Annotated in this window: 17 protein-coding genes; 10 read left to right on the top strand and 7 right to left on the bottom strand. The window is 73.6% G+C overall.

The annotated features are described in order from the left end of the window. The first annotated feature begins 1 nt into the window (after position 1). Both ACH5AC_RS12925 and ACH5AC_RS12920 read left to right on the top strand, forming a co-directional pair. Positions 2 to 676: a response regulator gene (locus ACH5AC_RS12925; protein ID WP_398861796.1), complete on the top strand. Its 675-nt coding sequence runs from the start codon at positions 2 to 4 to the stop codon at positions 674 to 676. Between the two features lie 44 nt (positions 677 to 720). Next, a complete protein-coding gene (locus ACH5AC_RS12920; protein WP_398861795.1) occupies positions 721 to 1,905 on the top strand; it encodes a cytochrome P450 in 1,185 nt (394 codons plus the stop codon). Positions 1,906 to 1,997: 92 nt separating this feature from the next. Here the strand turns inward: ACH5AC_RS12920 and ACH5AC_RS12915 are convergent, their stop codons facing one another. Further along, the gene (locus ACH5AC_RS12915; RefSeq protein WP_398861794.1) at positions 1,998 to 3,023 is read right to left on the bottom strand and encodes a Gfo/Idh/MocA family oxidoreductase; all 1,026 of its coding nucleotides are present in this window, start codon (positions 3,021 to 3,023) and stop codon (positions 1,998 to 2,000) included. 130 nt (positions 3,024 to 3,153) lie between these two features. On the opposite strand from ACH5AC_RS12915, the gene ACH5AC_RS12910 reads away from it, so the two are divergent. The 5 genes from ACH5AC_RS12910 to ACH5AC_RS12890 all read left to right on the top strand — a co-directional run bounded on the left by ACH5AC_RS12910 (position 3,154) and on the right by ACH5AC_RS12890 (position 10,696). Continuing rightward, positions 3,154 to 3,891 (top strand): GntR family transcriptional regulator, encoded by a 738-nt coding sequence (locus ACH5AC_RS12910; RefSeq protein WP_398862203.1) that lies wholly within the window; start codon positions 3,154 to 3,156, stop codon positions 3,889 to 3,891. Positions 3,892 to 4,005: 114 nt separating this feature from the next. After that, on the top strand, positions 4,006 to 5,154 hold the full coding sequence (locus ACH5AC_RS12905; RefSeq protein WP_398861793.1) for an ROK family glucokinase: 1,149 nt from the start codon (positions 4,006 to 4,008) through the stop codon (positions 5,152 to 5,154). Beyond that, positions 5,151 to 5,744 (top strand): sugar kinase, encoded by a 594-nt coding sequence (locus ACH5AC_RS12900; protein ID WP_398861792.1) that lies wholly within the window; start codon positions 5,151 to 5,153, stop codon positions 5,742 to 5,744. The genes ACH5AC_RS12905 and ACH5AC_RS12900 overlap by 4 nt, the downstream gene beginning before the upstream one ends. 117 nt (positions 5,745 to 5,861) lie before the next feature. After that, the gene (locus tag ACH5AC_RS12895) at positions 5,862 to 8,696 is read left to right on the top strand and encodes an SNF2-related protein (RefSeq protein WP_398861791.1); all 2,835 of its coding nucleotides are present in this window, start codon (positions 5,862 to 5,864) and stop codon (positions 8,694 to 8,696) included. Further along, positions 8,696 to 10,696, top strand: a complete 2,001-nt coding sequence (locus tag ACH5AC_RS12890) for an SWIM zinc finger family protein (protein ID WP_398861790.1) — start codon at positions 8,696 to 8,698, stop codon at positions 10,694 to 10,696. Before ACH5AC_RS12895 ends, ACH5AC_RS12890 begins: the two co-directional genes overlap by 1 nt. Positions 10,697 to 10,712: 16 nt before the next feature. On the opposite strand, the gene ACH5AC_RS12885 is transcribed toward ACH5AC_RS12890, so the two are convergent. Both ACH5AC_RS12885 and ACH5AC_RS12880 read right to left on the bottom strand, forming a co-directional pair. Then, positions 10,713 to 11,738 (bottom strand): ornithine cyclodeaminase family protein, encoded by a 1,026-nt coding sequence (locus tag ACH5AC_RS12885; protein ID WP_398861789.1) that lies wholly within the window; start codon positions 11,736 to 11,738, stop codon positions 10,713 to 10,715. A gap of 92 nt (positions 11,739 to 11,830) precedes the next feature. Then, positions 11,831 to 12,805 (bottom strand): threonine/serine dehydratase, encoded by a 975-nt coding sequence (locus ACH5AC_RS12880; RefSeq protein WP_398861788.1) that lies wholly within the window; start codon positions 12,803 to 12,805, stop codon positions 11,831 to 11,833. A gap of 71 nt (positions 12,806 to 12,876) precedes the next feature. On the opposite strand from ACH5AC_RS12880, the gene ACH5AC_RS12875 reads away from it, so the two are divergent. Further along, positions 12,877 to 13,767 carry a LysR substrate-binding domain-containing protein gene (locus ACH5AC_RS12875; RefSeq protein WP_398861787.1) on the top strand — a complete coding sequence of 297 codons (891 nt, stop codon included), beginning with the start codon at positions 12,877 to 12,879 and terminating at the stop codon, positions 13,765 to 13,767. Here the strand turns inward: ACH5AC_RS12875 and ACH5AC_RS12870 are convergent. The 3 genes from ACH5AC_RS12870 to ACH5AC_RS12860 all read right to left on the bottom strand — a co-directional run bounded on the left by ACH5AC_RS12870 (position 13,720) and on the right by ACH5AC_RS12860 (position 18,062). Beyond that, a complete protein-coding gene (locus ACH5AC_RS12870; RefSeq protein WP_398861786.1) occupies positions 13,720 to 14,883 on the bottom strand; it encodes a DUF475 domain-containing protein in 1,164 nt (387 codons plus the stop codon). The two genes, ACH5AC_RS12875 and ACH5AC_RS12870, sit on opposite strands and share 48 nt — an antisense overlap. 102 nt (positions 14,884 to 14,985) lie before the next feature. Then, on the bottom strand, positions 14,986 to 15,987 hold the full coding sequence (locus ACH5AC_RS12865) for a TAXI family TRAP transporter solute-binding subunit (RefSeq protein ID WP_398861785.1): 1,002 nt from the start codon (positions 15,985 to 15,987) through the stop codon (positions 14,986 to 14,988). After that, positions 15,984 to 18,062, bottom strand: coding sequence for a TRAP transporter permease (locus ACH5AC_RS12860; protein WP_398861784.1), 2,079 nt, complete (start codon positions 18,060 to 18,062; stop codon positions 15,984 to 15,986). The genes ACH5AC_RS12865 and ACH5AC_RS12860 overlap by 4 nt, the downstream gene beginning before the upstream one ends. Positions 18,063 to 18,278: 216 nt before the next feature. Here ACH5AC_RS12860 and ACH5AC_RS12855 point away from each other — a divergent pair, with 216 nt between their 5' ends. Further along, positions 18,279 to 18,959: a response regulator transcription factor gene (locus ACH5AC_RS12855; protein WP_398861783.1), complete on the top strand. Its 681-nt coding sequence runs from the start codon at positions 18,279 to 18,281 to the stop codon at positions 18,957 to 18,959. A 10-nt stretch (positions 18,960 to 18,969) separates the two neighbouring features. Continuing rightward, positions 18,970 to 20,373: a sensor histidine kinase gene (locus ACH5AC_RS12850; RefSeq protein ID WP_398861782.1), complete on the top strand. Its 1,404-nt coding sequence runs from the start codon at positions 18,970 to 18,972 to the stop codon at positions 20,371 to 20,373. Here the strand turns inward: ACH5AC_RS12850 and ACH5AC_RS12845 are convergent. Next, a complete protein-coding gene (locus ACH5AC_RS12845) occupies positions 20,362 to 21,321 on the bottom strand; it encodes a TAXI family TRAP transporter solute-binding subunit (RefSeq protein ID WP_398861781.1) in 960 nt (319 codons plus the stop codon). The two genes, ACH5AC_RS12850 and ACH5AC_RS12845, sit on opposite strands and share 12 nt — an antisense overlap. Between the last annotated feature and the right edge of the window lie 186 nt (positions 21,322 to 21,507).

Below are 21,507 nucleotides of genomic sequence, written 5' to 3'. Positions count from 1 at the left end.
CATGACCGCGATCAGAGTGCTCCTCGTGGACGACGACCCGCTGGTGCGGGCCGGGCTGGCCCTGATGATGGGCGGCGCCGACGACATCCGGATCGTCGGCGAGGCCGCCGACGGCGGCGAGGTCGAGGACCTGGTCGACCGCACCCGCCCGGACGTCGTCCTGATGGACATCAGGATGCCGTCGGTGGACGGGCTGACCGCCACCGAGCGGCTGCGCGGCCGCGAGGACGCCCCGCAGGTCGTGGTGCTCACCACCTTCCACGCCGACGAGCAGGTGCTGCGCGCCCTGCGCGCGGGTGCCGCCGGATTCGTCCTCAAGGACACCCCGCCCGCCGAGATCGTCGACGCGGTGCGCCGGGTCGCGGCCGGGGAGCCCGTGCTGTCGCCCACCGTCACCCGCCAGCTGATGGCGCACGCGGCCGGCACCGCCGCCGACACCCGCCGGGCACGCGCGCGTGCGCGCGTCGACACCCTGGGCGAGCGGGAACGCGAGGTCGCCGTCGCCGTCGGCCGGGGTCTGTCCAACGCCGAGATCGCCACCGGCCTGTTCATGAGCGTCGCCACCGTCAAGACCCATGTCTCCCGGATCCTCGCCAAGCTCGATCTCAACAACCGGGTGCAGATCGCCCTGTTGGCGTACGACGCGGGACTGCTCGACGACGGTGACGGGCACTGAACCGGACGCCCGTGCGTTGGGGGAGTGACAGGAGGGGGAGCACGATGACCGAGGTGACCGATCTCAGGGAGTACGGCGAGGAGTTCCGGCACGACCCGTATCCGGTGTACGCGCGGCTGCGTGAGCGCGGCCCGGTGCACCGGGTGCGGCTGGCGGGTGCCGACGGGCCCTACGAGACCTGGCTGGTCGTGGGGTACGAGGAGGCGCGTGCCGCGCTCGCCGACCCGCGCCTGGTCAAGGGCAGCGAGCGGATCGGGGCCACCTTCCTGGAGGAGCAGCTGATCGGCAAGCACCTGCTGATCACCGACCCACCGCAGCACACCCGGCTGCGCGCGCTCGTCACGCGCGCGTTCACCATGCGCCGCGTCGAGGAGCTGCGCCCGCGCGTGCAGGGGATCACCGACGACCTGCTCGACGCGATGCTGCCGCGGGGGAGCGCCGACCTCGTGGAGTCCTTCGCCTTCCCGCTGCCCATCACCGTCATCTGCGAACTGCTCGGCGTCCCGGAGATGGACCGCACCGCCTTCCGCGAGATGTCGACCGAGGTGGTCGCCCCCACCGACGCGGACAGCTCCTACGACGCGTTCGCCCGGCTCGGCGCCTACCTCACCGAGCTGATCGAGGACAAGCGGTCCGCCGGGCCGAGCGGCGACCTGCTGAGCGACCTGATCCGCACCACCGCCGAGGACGGCGACCGGCTCTCCTCCGACGAACTGCGCGGCATGGCCTTCCTGCTGCTCGTCGCCGGCCACGAGACCACCGTCAACCTCATCACCAACGCCGTCCACGCCCTGCTCACCCACCCCGACCAGCTCGCCGCCCTGCGCGCCGACCCCGGGCTGCTCGACGGGGTGATCGAGGAGACCCTGCGCTGGGAGGGCCCGGTGGAGAACGCCACCTACCGGTTCGCCGTGGAACCCGTCGAGATCGGGGGCGTCACGCTGGAGAAGGGCGACCCGGTCCTGGTCGGCCTCGCCTCCGCCGACCGCGACACGGCACGCTACCCGGACCCCGACCGCTACGACATACGCCGCGACCCGCGCGGTCACCTCGCCTTCGGCCACGGCATCCACTACTGCCTGGGCGCCCCACTGGCCCGCCTGGAGGCCCGCACGGCGATACGGTCGCTGCTCGACCGCGCACCCGGTCTCGCCCTGGACGGCCCGCCCGGCGACTGGCTGCCCGGCATGCTCATGCGCGGGCTGCGCGCCTTGCCGGTGCGCTGGTAGACGGGGCACGGTCGCGCGGGACGGCCCGGTGAGGCCGTGCGCGCCGGCGCAGGGGACTGCGCCGGCGGTCGAGGAAGCCTGAACCGGGCGCGTCAGCCCAGCGCCGCCGGCTCCCGGCCGCCCGGGATCTCCCGCAGCGCCACAGGTCTGCGCTCCCGCCGGGACACATCGCACGCCTCGGCGATCCGCAGCGCCTGCAACGCCTCGCGGCCGTCACAGGGGTTGGCGCGCTCGCCGTTCACCACCTCCACGAACGCGGCCAGTTCGGCCTCGTACGCGGGCGCGAAACGCTCCAGGAAACCGGCCCACGGCTTGTCGGCGGCCGGCGGACCGGTCGGCTCGGTCGACGCGATCGGGGTGCGGTCGTCCAGGCCCACCACGATCTGGTCCAGCTCCCCGGCCAGCTCCATGCGCACGTCGTAGCCCGCGCCGTTGAGCCGGGTCGCGGTGGCCGTGGCGAGCGTGCCGTCGTCGAGGGTGAGGACCACCGCCGCGGTGTCGACGTCCCCCGCCGCGCGGAACATCGCGGGCCCGGCGGCCGACCCGGCCGCGTACACCTCGGTCACCTCGTGGCCGGTCACCCAGCGCACCGCGTCGAAGTCGTGGATCAGCGCGTCCCGGTAGATCCCGCCGGACAGCGGCAGCCAGTCGGCCGGCGGCGGCGCCTGGTCGGAGGTCACCGCCCGCACGGTGTGCAGCCGCCCGAGCCGCCCGGAACGCACCGCCTCCCGGGCGCCGCTGTAGCCCCGGTCGAAGCGGCGCTGGAACCCCATCTGCAGGACCGTTCCAGCGGTCTCGACCTCCTCGATCGCCTGTAAGGTCCCGGCCAGATCCAGGGCGATCGGCTTCTCGCAGAAGACGGGAAGGCCGGAGCGTGCCGCCCGGCCGATCATTTCCGCGTGGGCCGACGTCGCCGTGGTGATCACCACCGCGTCCACGCCCCACCTGAAGATCTCGTCCACTCCCGGCGCCGCCGTCTCGCCCAGCCGGAGGGCCAGCTCCTGCGCCCGCGCGGGTTCCGCGTCCGTCAGGATCAGCGATCCGACCTCGCGGTGGCGGCTGAGCGTGTTCGCGTGGATCGTGCCGAGGCGGCCGGTCCCGATGACCCCGATGCGCATGAAAACAAAGTGGAGCCGGACCCCGTACCGTGTCAATGTGTATGTCCGGACAATCGAACTACACAACTTCCCGTCAACCGGGCGCGGAGCTACGCTCGGGCCCGTGCCGAAACCAGAAGTGGACCCGACCGTGCAGCTCGAACTCCGTGTGGACCGGAGCTCTCCCGTCCCCTTGTACTTCCAGCTGTCCCAGCAGCTGGAGTCGGCGATCGAGCACGGCCTGCTGACCCCGGGCAGCCTGCTGGGCAATGAGATCGAACTGGCCGCCCGGCTGGGCCTGTCCCGCCCGACCGTCCGTCAGGCCATCCAGTCGCTCGTCGACAAGGGCCTCCTGGTGCGCCGCCGCGGCGTCGGCACCCAGGTCGTGCACAGCCAGGTCAAGCGCCCCCTGGAACTCAGCAGCCTCTACGACGACCTGGAGGCCGCCGGACAGCGCCCCGCCACCACCGTCCTGGTCAACACCGTCGTCCCGGCGACCGCCCAGGTCGCCGCCGCGCTAGGCGTCGCCGAAGGCAGCGACGTCCAGCGCGTCGAGCGGCTCCGCCTCGCCCACGGCGAGCCGATGGCGTACCTCTGCAACCACCTGCCCTCCGGCCTGCTCGACCTGGACACCGCCCAGCTGGAGGCCACCGGCCTGTACCGCCTGATGCGAGCCGCCGGGATCACCCTGCACAGCGCCCGCCAGTCCATCGGCGCGCGCGCCGCCACCGCCGCCGAGGCCGAGCGGCTCGCCGAGGAGGAGGGCGCCCCGCTGCTCACCATGCAGCGCACCACCTTCGACGACACCGGCCGCGCGGTCGAGTTCGGCGACCACATCTACCGGCCGAGCCGCTACTCCTTCGAGTTCCAGCTGCTCGTACGGCCCTGACTCCCCGGGGGTCGGATTCGTCGCAATGTCCGGACAATGCGACCGATACGACGCGCACCTTCGATTTCTGCCCCGCGCCGCACTCGCGGGCACCGTGAGGCAGAATCGGCGTCGATGAGCACCTACCGCGACTTCAGCGCCCCCATCGGCTCCCGCCGCGCCCCGGTCCTGAGGACCGTGGGTACACGAGAGCGCCGCTCCCACCTGACCGCCCCCCGCGTGCCCACGGTGGGCATCGACATCGGCGGCACCAAAGTGATGGCGGGCGTCGTCGACGCCGACGGCAACATCCTGGAGAAGGTCCGCACGGAGACCCCGGACAAGTCCAAGAGCCCCAAGGTCGTCGAGGACACGATCGTCGAGCTGGTGCTGGACCTGTCCGACCGCCACGACGTGCACGCGGTCGGCATCGGCGCGGCCGGCTGGGTCGACGCCGACCGCAACCGCGTCCTGTTCGCCCCGCACCTGTCCTGGCGCAACGAGCCGCTGCGCGACCGCATCGCGGGCCGTCTCGCCGTGCCCGTCCTGGTCGACAACGACGCCAACACGGCCGCCTGGGCGGAGTGGCGCTTCGGCGCCGGCCGCGGCGAGGACCACCTCGTCATGATCACCCTCGGCACCGGCATCGGCGGCGCGATCCTCGAGGACGGCCAGGTCAAGCGCGGCAAGTACGGCGTCGCCGGCGAGTTCGGCCATATGCAGGTCGTGCCCGGCGGACACCGCTGCCCGTGCGGCAACCGCGGCTGCTGGGAGCAGTACAGCTCCGGCAACGCGCTGGTGCGCGAGGCCAGGGAGCTGGCCGCCGCCGACTCCCCGGTGGCGTACGGGATCATCGAGCACGTCAAGGGCAACATCGGCGACATCACCGGCCCGATGATCACCGAGCTGGCCCGTGAGGGCGACGCCATGTGCGTGGAGCTGCTCCAGGACATCGGCCAGTGGCTCGGCGTCGGCATCGCCAACCTCGCGGCCGCCCTCGACCCCTCCTGCTTCGTGATCGGCGGAGGCGTCTCGGCCGCCGACGACCTGCTGATCGGCCCCGCCCGGGACGCGTTCAAGCGGCACCTCACCGGCCGCGGCTACCGCCCCGAGGCCCGCATCGTGCGCGCCCAGCTCGGCCCCGAGGCCGGCATGGTCGGCGCGGCCGACCTGGCCCGGCTGGTCGCCCGCCGCTTCCGACGCGCCAAGCGGCGCCGGGTGGAGCGCTACGAGCGGTACGAGCGGTTCACCGAGGCCGCCCGCCGAGCCCGGGACACCGCGTGACGGCATCGCCGCCCCGCCCGGCGGCACCCCCGGACGAGCCGGACCGGCCGCCGGAGGACCGCCGCCACATGATCCGCCGCAGGGCGCTCACCCTGCTGATCATCGTGCTGCTCATCGGTGTACCGGCCGGCTACCTGGTGATCTCCGCCGCGCAGAGCCGCGACAGCGGCAAGAACAAGGAGAAGAAGTACGCGGCGACCGGCCTGACCGCCGGCTGGCCGTCGAAGGTCCAGCGCCGCCTGTACCAGGTGCCGATCCCCGACCCGTCGGTCAGTGTCGCCTACTACGAGACGAACAACTGGCGGACCAGCCGCCTGTACGTACAGTTCCAGACCACGCAGGCCGGCCTCGACGAGTTCCTCGGGAAGCTGGGCGTCGACCGCGACGACCTGGTCAAGGACGACATCACCATCAGCGAGCGCGACCAGAACGTCACCGGCTGGAGGTTCTCCGGACCCGGCGCCCGCCCCGGCGACTACTACGGACTCGTGCACGAGCAGGAGAAGCCGAAGCCGACGCAGGACGTCGTGGTGAACACCGGCAACCCCACCCACCCCATGGTGTACGTCGTCTCCCGCACCGTTCCCTGACCGGCGCCGGCGGCCACCCGTGACGGCTCCGACCGGCCGCCGGGACCGATTGTCAGACCCCGCCCGTAGAGTCGAAGACGACTGATCCGACTCATGGGCGGGAGGTGAGCAGAGCGTATGAGCGACACGGCCGTGGTGGAGCGCGCACAGGTCCCCGTGCGTCTCGCCGCCGTCTTCCTGCCCGCCGCCCTGCCGCGCGACGGCCGTATGGCCTTCTGGGCCCCCGACGGCGCCCCGCTGCCCGCCCCGGCGGACAGCGAACACGCCGACCGGACCGAGCTGACGGTCGTACGACGCCAAGGCGCCGCCGTCCGCCGCAAGCGGATCCCGGCGCTGTCCCTGCCGCTCGACCGGGCGCTCCCGCTGCTCGTCCGGGCCCGACGCGACCCCGTCGCCCACCCCGCAACCGCCTGCTGGGGCGCGGCCGCGCTGCACGCGCTGCGGCTCACCGCACGCGGCCGGCTGCTGCCCGGCCTGACCCCCGGCGGCCATGACGCCTGGCGGGCCGGCCCGCTGGACCCCGAGGACATCGCGCACCTGCGCGCGGTCGCCGCCGCCCTGCCCCCCGAGGGCCACGCCGTGCCGCTGCCCGGCCCCGGACCGCTGCGGCTGCCCCGGCCGGAGGCGCTGATGCGTGCCTTCCTGGACGCCGTCGCGGACACCCTGCCCCGCACTCCCGCCGCGCCGCACGCCTGCGGGCGGCCCTTCGCCGACCGCCGGGCCCAGCGGCTGCCCGGCGCCCAGGACTGGGCGGCCGAGGTCGCCGCCGGCATGGACGCGGGCGTGCGGATCTCACTCCGCCTGGACCTGTCGGCGTACGACCTGTTCGACGGGGACGCCCCCGATCGCGGCGCCGGTGCCGCGATCGTCCAGGTGCACAGCCTCGCCGACCCCACCCTGGTGGCCGACGCGGCGGCCCTGTGGGCGGGCGAGGCCGACAGCGCCTTCGGGCCGCGCGCCCGCGTGGACGCGGCCCTCGCCGTCCGCCGCGCCGCCCGCGTCTGGCCACCGCTCGCCCGGCTCGCCGAGCAGGACGCGCCCGACGTACTGGCCCTGTCCCAGGACGAGTTGGGTGATCTCCTCGGTGTCGCCGCGACCCGGCTCGCGGCGGCCGGGGTCGCCGTGCACTGGCCGAGGGACCTCGCCCAGGACCTGACCGCCACCGCCGTGGTGCGGCCCGCGCCCGGCTCGGCCAGGGACGGCACGGGTTTCCTGGAGAGCGAGGAGCTGCTGCGGTTCCGCTGGCAGTTGGCGCTCGGCGGCGACCCGCTCACCGACGCCGAGATGGACGCCCTCGCCGAGGCCCACCGCCCGGTCGTCCGGCTGCGCGACCAATGGGTGCTGGTGGACCCCGCGCTGGTCCGCAAGGCCCGCAAACGCGAACTGGGCCTGCTGGACCCGGTCGACGCGCTCTCCGTCGCCCTCACCGGCACGGCCGAGGTCGACGGCGAGACGGTCGAGGCCGTCCCCGTCGGCACCCTGGCCGCACTCCGCGACCGCCTCACGGCCGGCCTGCGCCCCGCCGAACCACCCGCAGGACTGCGCGCGACCCTGCGCGACTACCAACTGCGCGGCCTCGCCTGGCTGGAGCTGATGACCGGCCTCGGCCTCGGCGGCTGCCTCGCCGACGACATGGGCCTCGGCAAGACCATCACCGTCATCGCCCTGCATCTGAAGCGGGCCCGTACCGAGCCGACCCTGGTCGTCTGCCCGGCCTCCCTCCTCGGCAACTGGCAGCGCGAGATCACCCGTTTCGCGCCCGGCGTCCCCGTCCGCCGCTTCCACGGCACCGACCGCACCCTGGACGACCTGACCGGCGGCTTCGTCCTCACCACGTACGGCACCATGCGCTCGGCGGCCACCACACTGGCCGGGCGGCCCTGGGGCATGGTCGTCGCCGACGAGGCCCAGCACGTCAAGAACCCGTACTCGGCGACGGCGAAGGCGCTGCGTACGATCCCGACGCCCGCGCGGGTCGCCCTGACCGGCACACCGGTCGAGAACAACCTGTCGGAGCTGTGGGCGCTGCTCGACTGGACGACACCGGGCCTGCTGGGCCCCCTGAAGTCCTTCCGCGCCCGGCACGCGCGCGCGGTCGAGACGGGCGAGGACGAGCAGGCCGTCGAGCGCCTCGCCCGCCTGGTCCGACCCTTCCTCCTGCGCCGCAGGAAGTCCGACCCCGGCATCGTGCCCGAACTGCCGCCCAAGACGGAGACCGACCACCCCGTGCCGCTCACCCGCGAACAGGCCGCGCTGTACGAGGCGGTGGTGCGCGAGTCCCTGCTGGCGATCGAGACGGCGGACGGGATCGCCCGGCGCGGGCTGGTGCTGAAACTGCTGGGCGCGCTGAAACAGATCTGCGACCACCCCGCGCTGTACCTCAAGCAGGAACACACCGCGGGAGGCGGCGACGCGCTCGCCGCCCGCTCGGGCAAACTCGCCCTGCTGGACGAACTGCTGGACACCCTGCTGGCGGAGGACGGCTCGGCGCTCGTCTTCACCCAGTACGTGGGCATGGCCCGCCTGATCACCGCGCACCTCACCGACCGGGCAGTCCCCGTGGACCTCCTGCACGGGGGCACACCGGTGCCGGAGCGGGAGCGGATGGTCGACCGCTTCCAGGACGGCACCACACCGGTCCTGGTCCTCTCCCTGAAGGCGGCCGGCACGGGCCTCAACCTCACCCGCGCCGGGCATGTCATCCACTTCGACCGCTGGTGGAACCCGGCCGTGGAGGAACAGGCCACCGACCGCGCCTACCGCATCGGCCAGACCCAGCCCGTCCAGGTCCACCGCCTCATCACCGAGGGCACGGTCGAGGACCGCATCGCCGAGATGCTCACCGCCAAGCGCGCCCTCGCCGACGCCGTCCTCGGCTCCGGCGAAGCGGCCCTCACCGAGCTGACCGACCGTGAGCTGGCGGACCTCGTGTCGTTGCGGAGGGAGGCGTGATGGGGGAGAAGCCGCAGGACGAGGAACGGCAGCACGAAGAACACCGGGAGCGGACCGGGCACCCGGCAGATCTGGCCCGCCGCGCCCTGCGCGCCGCCCGCGAGGCACAACCGGAAGCCGAGACGGCGGCCCCGTCCGGCCGCCGGGACCGCGAGCCCGGCCCCGGCGACGCCGCGCGGGCGGCCCTGCGGCGAGCGATGGCCGAGCGCAGGAGCGGCGGCGAGGGCGACGCGCGCGGCGGAGGGACGGAGAGCGACACGGACGATGCCGCCGAGCGGGGGACCTCGGACCACCTCGACGCTCCCACCCCTGCCGCGGACACACCTCCCGTCCTCCCCGCCCCCGGCCGGCCCCGCAGCGCCGAGCTGGCCCGAGAAGCCCTGCGTGCCGCTCGTGCCGAGGCACGGCGGGACGCGGCCGAGGCCGCGCAGGCCGCCGTCGGGCGGCGACGCGGGCCCGCCCCCGGCGCGGGGCCCGGCAAGGACGTCGTAGGGCACCGGCCCAAAGGCCCCGAGCAGGTCGCCGGAAGGCGCGCCCGCGAGCTGCGGGAGCTGCTGGCGGGCGCCTTCCGGATGCCGTCGGACGAGGCGGAGGAGACCGCGCCGGACAGCTCCGGCCGGACCGAGGGAGGTTCGGGTCCGGCAACCTCCGGTGCGCGGACGGACGCCCACGCCCGGGCCGAGGCGGAGACCACCGCTCCCACCCCACCCCCGGCCACCCGCACCCCGCACTCCATGGCCGCCCCCTCCCGTGACGGCGAGTTGCGCCGGACCTTCCCCGCCTCTTCCGTCTCCCCGGTCCGGGAGGGCGGCTCCTTCGCCGCGAGCTGGTGGGGCAATGCGTGGATCACCGCGTTGGAGGAGGGCGCGCTGGACGTCAAGCGGCTGGTGCGGGGGCGGAGTTACGCGGAGGGTGGTCATGTGGACGCCGTCACCGTGACCCCGGGGCTGGTGCTCGCGTATGTGCAGGGCAGCCGGCCCCGGCCCTACCGTGTGCAGGTGCGGCTGCGGACGCTCGACGACGCCGACTGGGAGCGCTTCCTCGACGCGGCCGTGGAGCGGCCGGGGCACATCGCCGCCCTGCTGGACAAGGAGCTGCCCGAGTCCCTCGCCGACTGCGGGGTCCCGCTGCTGCCCGGACCGGGCGACCTGGAGCCCCACTGCAGCTGCCCGGACCGCGGCCACCCCTGCAAACACGCCGCCGCCCTCTGCTACCGCACCGCACACCTCCTCGACGCCGACCCCTTCGTCCTGCTCCTGCTGCGCGGCAGAGGCGAGCGCGAACTGCTCGACGCCCTCTCCCGCCGCAACGCCGCCCGCGCGGCCCGCGCCGCCCAGGAGCAGGAGCCCGCCCCCCTGCCGGGCGTGCGCGCCACGGACGCCCTCGCCGAACGCCGCCTTGCGCCCCTGCCGGACCCCCTCCCGGCGCCCGCGCACCCCGAGCAGCCCCCGGCCTACCCCTCCGCCCCGGGCGGCCCGGACTCCTTCGCCCTGGACCAGCTCGCCACCGACGCGGCCGCCCGCGCCCACGCCCTGCTGACCACCGGCCGGGACGAGGCCGGTGAACTCACGCTGTGGCAGGACGCCGTACGGCTCGCCGCGGCCCGCCCCGGCTCCGGCCTGACCGCCGCCACCCGCACCCTGTACGCCACCCTCGCCTCCGCCACCGACCGCACCCCCACCGAGCTGGCGCGCGCGGTCGCCGCCTGGCGGCAGGGCGGACGCGACGGGCTCGCCGCGCTCGAAGAGCCCTGGGACCCGCCCGCCGGACGCTTCGACCGGGCCCGCCCGCTCCTCCTCGCCGCAGACCTGCCCGCTTTCCGCCCCTGGCGCAACCACCTCACCCACCCCGCCGGCCATGTCCAGCTGCGCCTCGGCCGCGACGGCCTGTGGTACGCCTACGAGTCCGAGCCGGGCCAGGACGACTGGTGGCCCCGAGGCACCCCCGACCCGGACCCGGTGGGCGCGCTGACCGGCCTGGGCGGCTCGGGTGAGCTCTGAACCACGCACCGGGCACTCAGGCCGAGGCGGGTCGGTCGCTCGTCCGGAGGGCCCGCGCGGCGAGGAGCGCCGCGACAGCGCTATCCTGCGCGCCCAGCCCTGTCAGGTCCGCGACGGTGATCTCCGCGGCGGAGCGACGGCCGGGGCTGACCCCCGCAAGGATGTGCCCCAGCGCCTCGACCCGCGGCGACGCGGTGGTCCCGGCGGGCGCCGCGTGCTGGAGTTCGCCCGTACGCCGGCACTGGTCGGGGTCGTCCGCCGCGACGAGGACGGCGCGGCGCAGCACCGAGGCGTCCAGCTCCCGCTTGCCCTCCATGTCGGCGCCCACGGCGGTGATGTGCGTCCCGGGCCCGAGCCATTCCCCGCGGACGACGGGCTGCCGGGAAGGGGTGACGGTCAGCACGATGTCCGCGCCCCTGACCGCTTCCTCCGCGTCGGCCGCCACCGTCACCCGCCAGGGGTGCAGGGCGCGGGCCCGGTCCGCGAATGCCTCGGCACGGTCGCGGTCCCTCCCGTGCAGGACGAGGTCGGCGGGGCGCCGCAGCCGGAGCAGAGCCCTCAACTGGTGCTCGGCCTGGGCCCCCGGACCGATGAGGGCGATCCGACGCGCGTCCGCCCGGGCAAGGGCGTGGGTGGCCAGGGCTCCCGCCGCGCCGGTGCGTATGTCGGTGAGGTAGCCGTTGTCGAGCACGATCAGGACCGGGTGGCCGGTGGCCGCGTCGGCGACGACGCTGAGCCCGCCCGATACGGGGAGCCCGAGCGCCCGGTTGCCGTAGAAGCCTGTCGCGAGCTTGATGGCGTAGTGGGGTGCTCCGTGCAGATGGGCGCCCTTCACATGGACCTCGCCCTGCGGTGATCCGCCGGGCCCGGTGACCTCCAGATGCCAGGGGGCCGGCTGGGAGACGGCTCCGGCGGCGTGCGCGATCAGTGCCTGCCGGGTGGCTTCGAGAACGCGGTCCTGGGGGAGCAGACGGCGGACCTGGGCCTCGGTGAGGACGGGGACGGCCGGGACGGGGGAGCCCGCGGGTGCGGTGGCGGACATGAGCTGCCCTCTTCTGGTTCGGGTGATCAAGTTCGGGAGAGTCGGCCGGGATGTTCGGCCCCGTGCGAGACGGTCGGCCGACGGGCCCGGGGTCAGGGCTGCAGCACGGCGGACAGGGCGGGGAGCGTGATGTTGCGGCCGGAGACCACGGCCACGGTCCGCCCGTGCGCGGGTACCTTGCCGGCGAGCAGGGCGGCCACCGCCACGGCGCCCGCGGCTTCGGCGACGTACCCGCGTTCCGCCGAGAGGTGGCGCAGGGCGGCACGGATCTCGGCCTCGGTGACGGTGACGAGCCGGTCGACGTGGCGCGCGACGAGCCCGACCGTGACGGATCCGGGTTCGATGTTCCCCGCCAGCCCGTCCGCGAGGGTGGGGCCGATGGCGACGGGCACCTGCCGCCCCGCGGCGACGGCCCGGGACAGGGCGGTGGACGCCGCGGCCTCCACCCCGACGATCCGCACGTCGGGGCGTTCGGACGCCCACAGCCCGAGCCCGGCCGCCAGCCCTCCGCCGCCGACGCCGCAGACGACGGTCAGCGGTCCCTCGACCTGGGTTTCCAGCTCATGGCCGATCGTTCCCTGACCGGCGATCACCTGCGGGTCGTTGTACGCCGAGATGTAGTGCGCGCCCGCCTCGGCCATCCGCAGGGCATGCGCCTCGGCGTCGTCGAAGCCGTCCCCGGCCCGCACCACGTCCACCTTCCAGCGGCGCAGTGACTCCACCTTGGCCGGCGAGGCGGTCCGGGCCACCACGACGGTGGCCGGGCGGCCCAGCGTCCGGGCGGCGTACGCGATGCCGAGAGCGTGGTTGCCGGCGGAGGCCGTGACCACCCGGGCCCGGGGAGGGGCCGCCGCCATCGCGTTCAGGGCTCCGCGGACCTTGAAGGAGCCGGTGGGCTGGAGGCTTTCCAGTTTCAGTGACGGGTTCCGGGGCGTGCCGGCTCCCGGGTCGAGCGGGGTGGGGGTGAGCCGGGAGCTGACCGTGCGCCACGCCCTGCGGACGTCCTCCGGTGTGGGCACGGCGACCGTACGGGACGACGGTCGTGGCTGGTCGGGTACTTGGGGCATGCCCCTCACCCTGCACGGGCGGACCGGGCGCCACCAGCGGCGCAGGGCCACGCTGAGCGTAAGCTGTGCTTGTGCTCGACCCGAAGAAGCTCCAGCTGCTCAGGGATGTCGCCCGGACCGGAACGATCGCCGGGGCGGCGGAGCTGTCCGGCGTGTCCGCGTCCGCGGCGTCCCAGCAACTCGCCGCCCTGGAACGTGATGTCGGCGCGGCGCTGCTGGAGCGTTCGGCCCGCAGCGTGCGCCTGACCCTGGCCGGTCAGGTCCTCGCCGACCATGCCGACCGCGTGCTGGCGGAACTGGAGGCGGCCGGCCGCGCGGTCCGGTCGGCGGCGGGGGCACGCGGCGGCACCATCCGGGTCGCCGCGTTCGCCTCCTCCGGGCCGACGCTGACCGTTCCGGCACTGGCCGCCTTCCACCGCCGCCACCCCGAGGTGACGGTCGCCTTCACCGAGCTGGAACCGGAGGAGGCGATCCCGGCCGTCGCCGCCGCCACGGTCGACCTCGCCGTCACCCACCAGTACCGGCACCTGCCTCGCCCCGATCTGCGCGGGCTGCGTCAGACGCTCCTCCAGCGCGACCCGCTGCTGCTCGCGGTGCCCGCCCATGCCCGTCCGGCCACACGGGAGCCGGTGGACCTCGCGGACTTCGCCGAGGCGACCTGGATCGCCACCAAGCCCGCCGCCGGATTCCAGGCCCTGACCGAATTCGCCTGCCGGGAGGCGGGCTTCACCCCGCGCGTGCACTACCGGGCGGACAGTTATGAGCTTCTGCTGTCCCTGGTCGGTGCCGACCTCGGGGTGGCTCTGGTGCCCCGCCTTCTCGCCGCCGCGCGACCGGGCCTGACCTATCTGCCGGTGGTCCGCCCCGCGGAGCTCACCCGGGACGTCCACCTCACCATCCGGCTGGCAGATCCCTCACCGGCGGTGACCGCCCTGGCCCACTGCTTCACCCCGCTGGGCTGACCCGCCGGCCGCGGCTGCTGCCTCTGCCGCCCGGAGTGTCCTGTTGCGGCGCACGGAGGACAGGAAGGAGGCCGCGATCAGGAACACGCCGACCAGGCCGGTGATGATCTCGCTGATCTCGTGCCGGATCGTCACCAGCAGGATCGCGGCGAGCGCGCCGATGGCGTAGTGGGCGCCGTGCTCCAGGTAGACGTAGTCGTCCAGAGTGCCCTCGCGGACCAGGTAGACCGTCAGCGAGCGGACGTACATCGCGCCGATGCCCAGGCCGAGCGCCATCCAGAAGATGTGGTTGGTGATGGCGAAGGCGCCGATCACCCCGTCGAAGGAGAACGAGGCGTCCAGCACTTCCAGGTACAGGAAGAGGAAGAACGCGGCCTTGCCGGCCAGGGCGACCGCCGAGACCGGTTTGCCCTCGGCCCGGGCTTTCTCCTCCTCCTCGTGCGTGTGCTCCTCCTCGTCTTCGAGTCTGTCCTCGAAGTACCCGGACAGGCCGCCCACGACGAGGTAGGTGACCAGTCCCGCGACGCCGGCGAGCAGCACGGTGGCGGACTTGTCCGCATGGCCGGTGCTGACGTGGGCGTGGGTCGCGAAGGTCGTCGCGGTGGCCAGCAGCACGACCAGCGCGACGCACACCGAGAGCATGTCGACCTTGCCGAGTCCGGCCAGCGGGCGCTCCAGCCAGGCCAGCCACTTGATGTCCCGGTCCTGGAGGATGAAGTCCAGGAAGATCATCAGCAGGAACATGCCGCCGAAGGCGGCGATCGCCGGGTGGGCGTCGGTGACGAGGTCCTCGTAGCGGCTCGGCTCGTCGAGGGCGAGCTGCACCGCCTCGACGGGGCCGACCTTCGCGCTGACGGCGACGATCACGACCGGGAACACCAGCCGCATGCCGAACACCGCGATCAGGATGCCGATGGTGAGGAAGATCCGCTGCCAGAAGGCGTTCATCTTCTTCAGGATCCCGGCATTGACGACCGCGTTGTCGAACGACAGCGAGATCTCGAGGACCGACAGGATCAGGACGACCCCGAACGCCTCCCATCCCCACTGCCACGCGGCGAAGGCCAGACCGCCCGCCGTGACGGCGAACGACCAGCCGAACGTTCTCAGAACCATCCCTTTTCCCTGCAGTCGGAGTGAATGTCGTGGAGGTTGGGTTCTCGTGGGCGACCGGCCGGTCCTGCTCGGCAGGGACCGGCCGGCCGCCCCTCGTTCGGCTCAGGACTTCTGCACGAGGGCTGTCAGTGCCTGCGTGGCGCCCGGGTTCAGCGGGACGGGCGTGACGCCCTCGGCGAGGCCGAGGTCGATCTCCGCCGCGGCCGCGTTCACCTTCTCCAGGTCGCTCTTCTTCTCGTAGACGAGGTTGACGATCGCGGCGGCGAGTTCGGGGTCGAAGCCCTTCTTCACCAGGAGCACGTTGGGTACCACGATCGTGGGCACGTCCTGGGGCTGGTTGTATACGGACTTGGGGATGGAGCCCGCCTGGTAGACGGCGCCGTACTCCTTGTTCAGGGCGGCCAGCTGCGGTGTCACGTCGAGGAAGCGGACCTCCTTCTTCAGGCTCGTGGTGAGGTCGGTGATGCCACCGCTGGGGAGCCCGCCGGACCAGAACAGCGCGTCGATGGTGCCGTCCTTCATGGCGTCCACGGTCTCCGCCAGGCCCAGGCGGTCGGCGGAGACGTCCTTGGCGGGGTCCAGCCCGGCGGCCTTCAGCAGCCGGTTGGCGATCACCTCCGTGCCGGAACCGGGGGCACCGGTGGAGACTCGTTTGCCCTTCATGTCCTCCATGGACTTGATCCCCGAGTCCGAACGCACCAGCACCTGGGTGTAGTTCGGGTACAGCCGGGTCAGGGCCTCGATGTCCTGCGGGGAGGAGAAGGACTCCTGGCCCTTGACGGCGTCGCCGGCGGTGTCCAGCAGGGAGAAGGCGAGGTCGTAGGTGCCGGCGCCGAGGCCCTGGATGTTCTGCACGGACGCGCCGGTGGTGGTGGCGGTGGCCCGGTAGCCGTCGAGGTTGTCCGAGATCAGCTTCGCGAGTCCGCCGCCGATCTGGTAGTAGACGCCGGTGGTGGGCCCGGTCGCGATGGTCAGGCGGCCACCCTTCCCGCCGCTGCCGGCGGACGTGTCCACGGTCTGCTTCCCGCCGCCGCAGGCGGTGGCGAGGAGAGCCGCGGCGACCGCGGCGGCGGCGAGGCGCAGGGTGCGCATCCGGTGCTTCATGAGGGGAGGTGTCCTTCCGTGATGGTTTCCGGCTGCAGCCCGCGGCGCACCAGACGCACGCCGAGAGCGAGTACGAGGGCCGCGCACCCCGCGGTGATCGCGAGGGGTTCGAGGTACAGCAGGCACAGGGCGGCGGCCGCGCACAGCGCCCGCTCCACCGGCCCGGCCGGGCCGAGCAGCCGGCCTCCGGTGGCGGCGGCCAGCGCGGCCACGGCGAGGGCGGAGACCGCGGTGGCCCACAGCACGCCCCACAGGCCGCCCGTGCCGAGCAGATGGGCGCCGTTGTCGGTGAGCACGAAGGCGAACGGCACCAGGAACGCGGGCAGCGAGTACTTCCAGGTCGCCACCATCGTGCGCATCGGGTTGCCACCGGTGATGGCGGCGGAGGCGGCGGCCGCCATGGCCGTGGGCGGGCTCACCTCGGAGAGCACGGCGTAGTAGAAGATGAACATGTACGCCTCGTGGGTGGCGACCCCCAGCGAGAGCAGGGCCGGCGCGATGATCACCGCGGCGATGATGAAGGAGGCGGTGACCGGGACGGCGAGCCCGAGAACCGACACCGCCACCGCGGCGAAGAGCACGGTCAGGACCAGCCGCACGGTCGCGTTGTCACCGAAGACGCCGGCCGCGTCGACGATGACCGAGGCCAGGTTCAGACCGAGACCGGTCTGCGTGACGACGGCGACGATCATGCCGGCGGCGGCGCAGGTCGCGACGACCGGGAGGACCGACTTGCTGCCCTCGGCCAGGGCCCGGTACAGCCGCCGCGGCGTCATCCGGTGCCTCGGGTCGAGGAACGACAGCAGGAACTGCAGGGCCGTCGCGTAGATCACCGCACGGAACGGGGGCAGTCCCATCGCCATGAAGCCGACGATCATGAACAGGGAGAGGAAGTGGTAGCCGAACCGGCCGAGCAGTCGCAGTGCCGAGGTGGGCTGGTCGTCCACCACCGGCTGCGTGTGGTGCTTGCGGGCGTCGATCTCCACCGCGAGGACGATGCCCAGGTAGTACAGCAGCGTCGGCACCAGCGCGTACAGCAGGACGGTGAGGTAACTCTCGCGCAGGTACTCGGCGATGATGAACGCCGCGGCGCCCAGCGTCGGCGGCGACAGGATGGCGCCGATCCCGGCGGCCGCGAGCACTCCGCCGCCCTGCTCCCTGCCGTAACCGGCCCGGCGCAGCACCGGCCAGGCGACCGAGCCGAGGCTCACCGCGGTCGCGGTGCCGGACCCGGAGACCGTGCCGAGCAGGAAGCCCGCCGCGGTCACCGTACGTCCGGGCGCGCTGCGCGAGCCGCGGAAGGCCGCGAACGACAGGTCGATGAAGAACCTGCCCGCACCCGAGATGTCGAGGACGGCGCCGAAGATGGTGAACAGGATGATGTAGGTGCCGGCCACGTTCAGCGGCACGCCGTAGACGCCGTCGGTCCCCATGAAGTAGTGGGCGGCGATCGCGTCGATGTCGAAGCCGCCGTGCGCCAGCGACCACTCGTACGGCAGCAGCCCGCCGTAGTACGCGTACACCAGGAAGCTCGCACAGAAGGCCGGCAGGATCCAGCCGGTGGTGCGCCGGCACGCCTCCAGGACCAGCACGATCAGGGCGAGGCCCGCCGCCGTGTCCCACGAGGTCGGCAGCTGCCGCCGCTCGATGAACGCGTCGAACTCCAGCAGCGGGTACAGGCACACGGCCAGCGCCGCCGCGGCCAGCAGCCAGTCGAGCCACCCCGGGTTGTCGTGGCGGGCGGCCGCCTTGTCCGGCGCCGCGCCGGCCGCCGCGGCACGGTCACCGCGCCGCCAGGGCAGCAGCACGGCCGGCACCCGCACCGTCCCGCGATGGGTCAGGAAGATCAGCGGCAGCGTCCCTGCCAGGAAGACGGTCAGGTAGTACTGGGTGCCTTTGGCGACCGGGAAGAAGACCGCGTACAGCACGAACACGGACAGGGCGGCGCACACCACGGACACGGCCGCGGAGACCCCCGGGGAGAGGGCGCGGGCCGGCCGCTCCTGGTCGAACTCGGCCACGAGTTCCTCGGCTGATCGCTGCCTCGGCTCTGGCGGCACCGTTGCCATGCTCATCGCGGAATCTCCTGGGACTAGGCGGTTCGTGGTGCCCCAGACCGTGACAGCCGTTCACACGCTCGCAACAGAGAACGCCGGCGGACTTAACGTAGGTTTAGGGTTCAGTGACGGCGGTCACTTCTACGCTCATCGCACCGGCAGTGACCCGCGCGCTCCCCCGGCACCACCGCCACCGGGGCCGGGGCGGCCGGATTCCACCAACCGGGAGGCCGCGTGCGGATACTTCTCGTCGAGGACGACAACCGGGTCGCCGACGCGCTCACCGGTGCCCTGCGGCGCCACGGCTACGAGGTACGCCGTGCCGCCAGCGCCGCCGACGCCCTGGCCGCACCCGCCGCCGATCTCGTCCTGCTGGACCTGGGTCTGCCCGACCGGGACGGCATCGAGGTGTGCCGGGAACTGCGCGCCCGCGGCGGGGTCCCGGTGATCGCGGTGACCGCGCGGGGCGACGAACCCGACCGGGTGCGGGGGCTGCGCAGCGGCGCCGACGACTACGTGGTGAAGCCGTTCGGCACCGCGGAACTGCTGGCCCGTATCGAGGCGGTGCTCCGGCGCAGCGTGAGCCAGCGCGCCCACGAGGACCGGCGCGTCACCGTCGACGGCCTGGAGATCGACCTCGGGCGGCGCACGGTCACCGTGGACGGGCGGAGCGTCTCGCTGACCCGCAAGGAGTTCGAGATCCTCGCCCTGCTGGCCCGCGCGGCCGGCGCCGCCGTGCCCCGGGACCGGATCGTGGTCGAGGTGTGGCAGACGACGTACGACGGCATGTCACGCACCCTCGACGTCCATGTGGCCACCCTGCGCGGCAAGCTGGGGCGGACGGGCGGCCTGGTGCAGACCGTACGGGGCTACGGCTACCGGCTCGGCGCCGGTCCGGCGGCGGCCGGCGGGTGAGGGACACCGGATGCGCCGCCGGCTGCTCGTCATCGCGTTCATCCTGGTCGCGGGCCTGATCGTCGCGCTCAGCCTGCCCCTGGTGCGGGCCACCGCGGAGCGCACGGTGCAGAGCTCGTTCATCGGGCGGACCGAGGACGGCGCCTGGTTCGCCGACCTGGCCGCCACCGCCCTGGAATCGGGGCGGACCGGACGGCTGGAGGCCGCCGTCGACCGCTACGCGGACCTCTACGACTCGCGGGTCGCCGTCGTCGACGCCGACAGCGAGACCGTGGTCGCCTCCCGCCCCGTCGACCTGGCGGAGCCGCAGGTGCGGTCGGCGCTGCTGCGTGCCCTGGCCGACCGGCCTCCCGAGCAGCCGGGCGTGTGGTGGCCGTGGGACGACCGGCCCTTCGTGCTGGCCGAGCCGGTCCGGCGCGACGGCCGGGTGCTGGGCGCCGTACTGATCGTCTCGCCCACCGACCGGGTGCGGTCCGAGGTGGCCGACCATCTGACGCTGGTGGTGCTGGGCAGCCTCGCGGCGCTCGCCCTGGTGGTGATCGCGGTCGCGGCGCCGGTGGTCCGCTGGGTGCTCCGTCCCGTGCACGACCTGGACCGTGCCACGCACGAGGTCGCCCTCGGGCACCTGAAGACCCGTGTCTCGGAGCGGGTGGGTGCCCCCGAACTGCGCCGCCTGGCCAGCAGTTTCAACGTCATGGCGGACAGCATGCACGCCGCCCAGGAGCAGCAGCGGGCGTTCGTGGCACAGGCGTCCCACCAGCTGCGCAATCCGCTGACCGCGCTCCGGCTGCGGGTGGAGAACCTGGAGGAGTTCGTGGCCGACCCGCGCGGTCTGCACGAGCTGCACTTCGCCGTGGAGGAGGCCGACCGGTTCGGCGAGATGCTCGACGGGCTGCTGCGGCTGGCCAGGGCGGAGGCGTCCGAGGCGGAACGCGGACCGGTCGATGTCTCCGCCGTGGTCAGGCACCGGGTCGACGCCTGGCGGGCGGCCTTCGCCGGCGCGGGCGTCCCGCTCACCACACAGATCCCCGACGGGGTGAGCGCGCTGTCGTTGCCCGACAGCCTCGATCACGCCCTCGACACCCTGCTCGACAACGCGCTCAAGTTCGGCGACGGCGCCCCGGTCGACGTCTCGGTCCGCCGGACACCTGCCGAAGGAACGTCGGGCGAAGTGGTCGACGTGACGGTACGGGACACCGGCCCGGGCATGACGGAGCAGGAGCTGTCCCAGGCGGGAGGCAGGTTCTGGCGCAGCCCCCGCCACCAGAACGTCCACGGCACGGGTCTCGGCCTGGCCCTCACCCGCATGCTGGTCGAGGCGGGCGGCGGCGAACTGATCCTGGCGGCCGCGCGGCCCCACGGCCTGTCCGCCACCGTACGGCTGCCCGCCCCGCCCCCCGGATCAGGGATGTGACTCGCGGTACCAGCGGGCGGCGCCTGGGTGCAGCTCCAGCGGATGCGTGGCGATGGCCGTACGACGGTCCAGGCGCCGCGCCTCCGGATGGGCCCGGATCAGCCGGGACTGGCCCTCGAACAGCAGCCGGGTCAGCCAGTACGCCTCCCCGTCCGGCATGTCCCGCCGCACCACCAGGAAGTTCGGCACGCTCACCGTGGTCACCGCGCTCTGCGCCCCGTACACGACGGCCGGCACGGTGGTCTCGGTGTACAGCTCGCCGTAGGACCGGGTGAGGGCCTCGACCACGTCACCGAGGTCGACGAGGCGGATGCTGGTGGTGCGGCGCAGTTCGGTGATCGCCCCGGTCGGCAGACCGCCGCTCCAGAAGAAGGCGTCGACACGCCCCTGAGCCAGAGCGGTCGCCGACTCACGCACATCCAGCCGCACAGAGGTCACGTCACCGTCGGGGGAGAGGCCCGCGACCTTCAGGACGCGATCGGCGATCAGCGCGGTACCGGAGCCCTCGGCGCCCACGGAGACCCGCAGCCCGCGCAGCGCCTTGACGCCGCGCACCGGGCTGTCCTCGCGGACCACCAGCTGCACGTAGTTGTCGTAGAGGGAGGCGAGCGCCACCACGGGCAGCTTCCCGGAGAAGGGCGGGCGCCCGGCGACGGCGTCGGCGGCGGAATCGGCGAGGGTGAAGCCCGTCTGTGCCTGACCGGCGGCCACCCGGCGCAGATTGTCCACACTGCCTCCGGTGTGCAGGACCCGCGCCGAGACGTCCGGCAGCCGGCTCTCGATCAGCTGCGCGTAGCCGGCGCCGTAGTCCGCGTAGACCCCGCCCCGGTTGCCGGTGGCCACCGTGACCTCCCCCGAAGGTCGGGGCGGCGCGTCAGGTCCGCCGCACGCCGCGAGCAGCAGGGCTGCGGCCGTGAGAGCTGTGGCGAGCACGCGTGGCGGCCGCATGGGATCCTCCTCGACCTGCGGAGCAGCTGTCGTCCGCGTCGGTCAGCCTACCCGCGCGGAAGTTCCGTACCGGATTGCGTACTTCCACGGATTTCCGCAGCAGGTGGCCGGTGCGAGGCTGCGTACGGTCCCCACGCCCAGAAGGAGCGATCATGCCCAGCCACCACCGGATCAGCCGTTTCTACG

The sequence above is a fragment of the Streptomyces sp. NPDC018693 genome (genome assembly GCF_044391385.1).
GTDB lineage: Bacteria > Actinomycetota > Actinomycetes > Streptomycetales > Streptomycetaceae > Streptomyces.
This window is presented reverse-complemented; position numbering and strand designations above follow the sequence as displayed.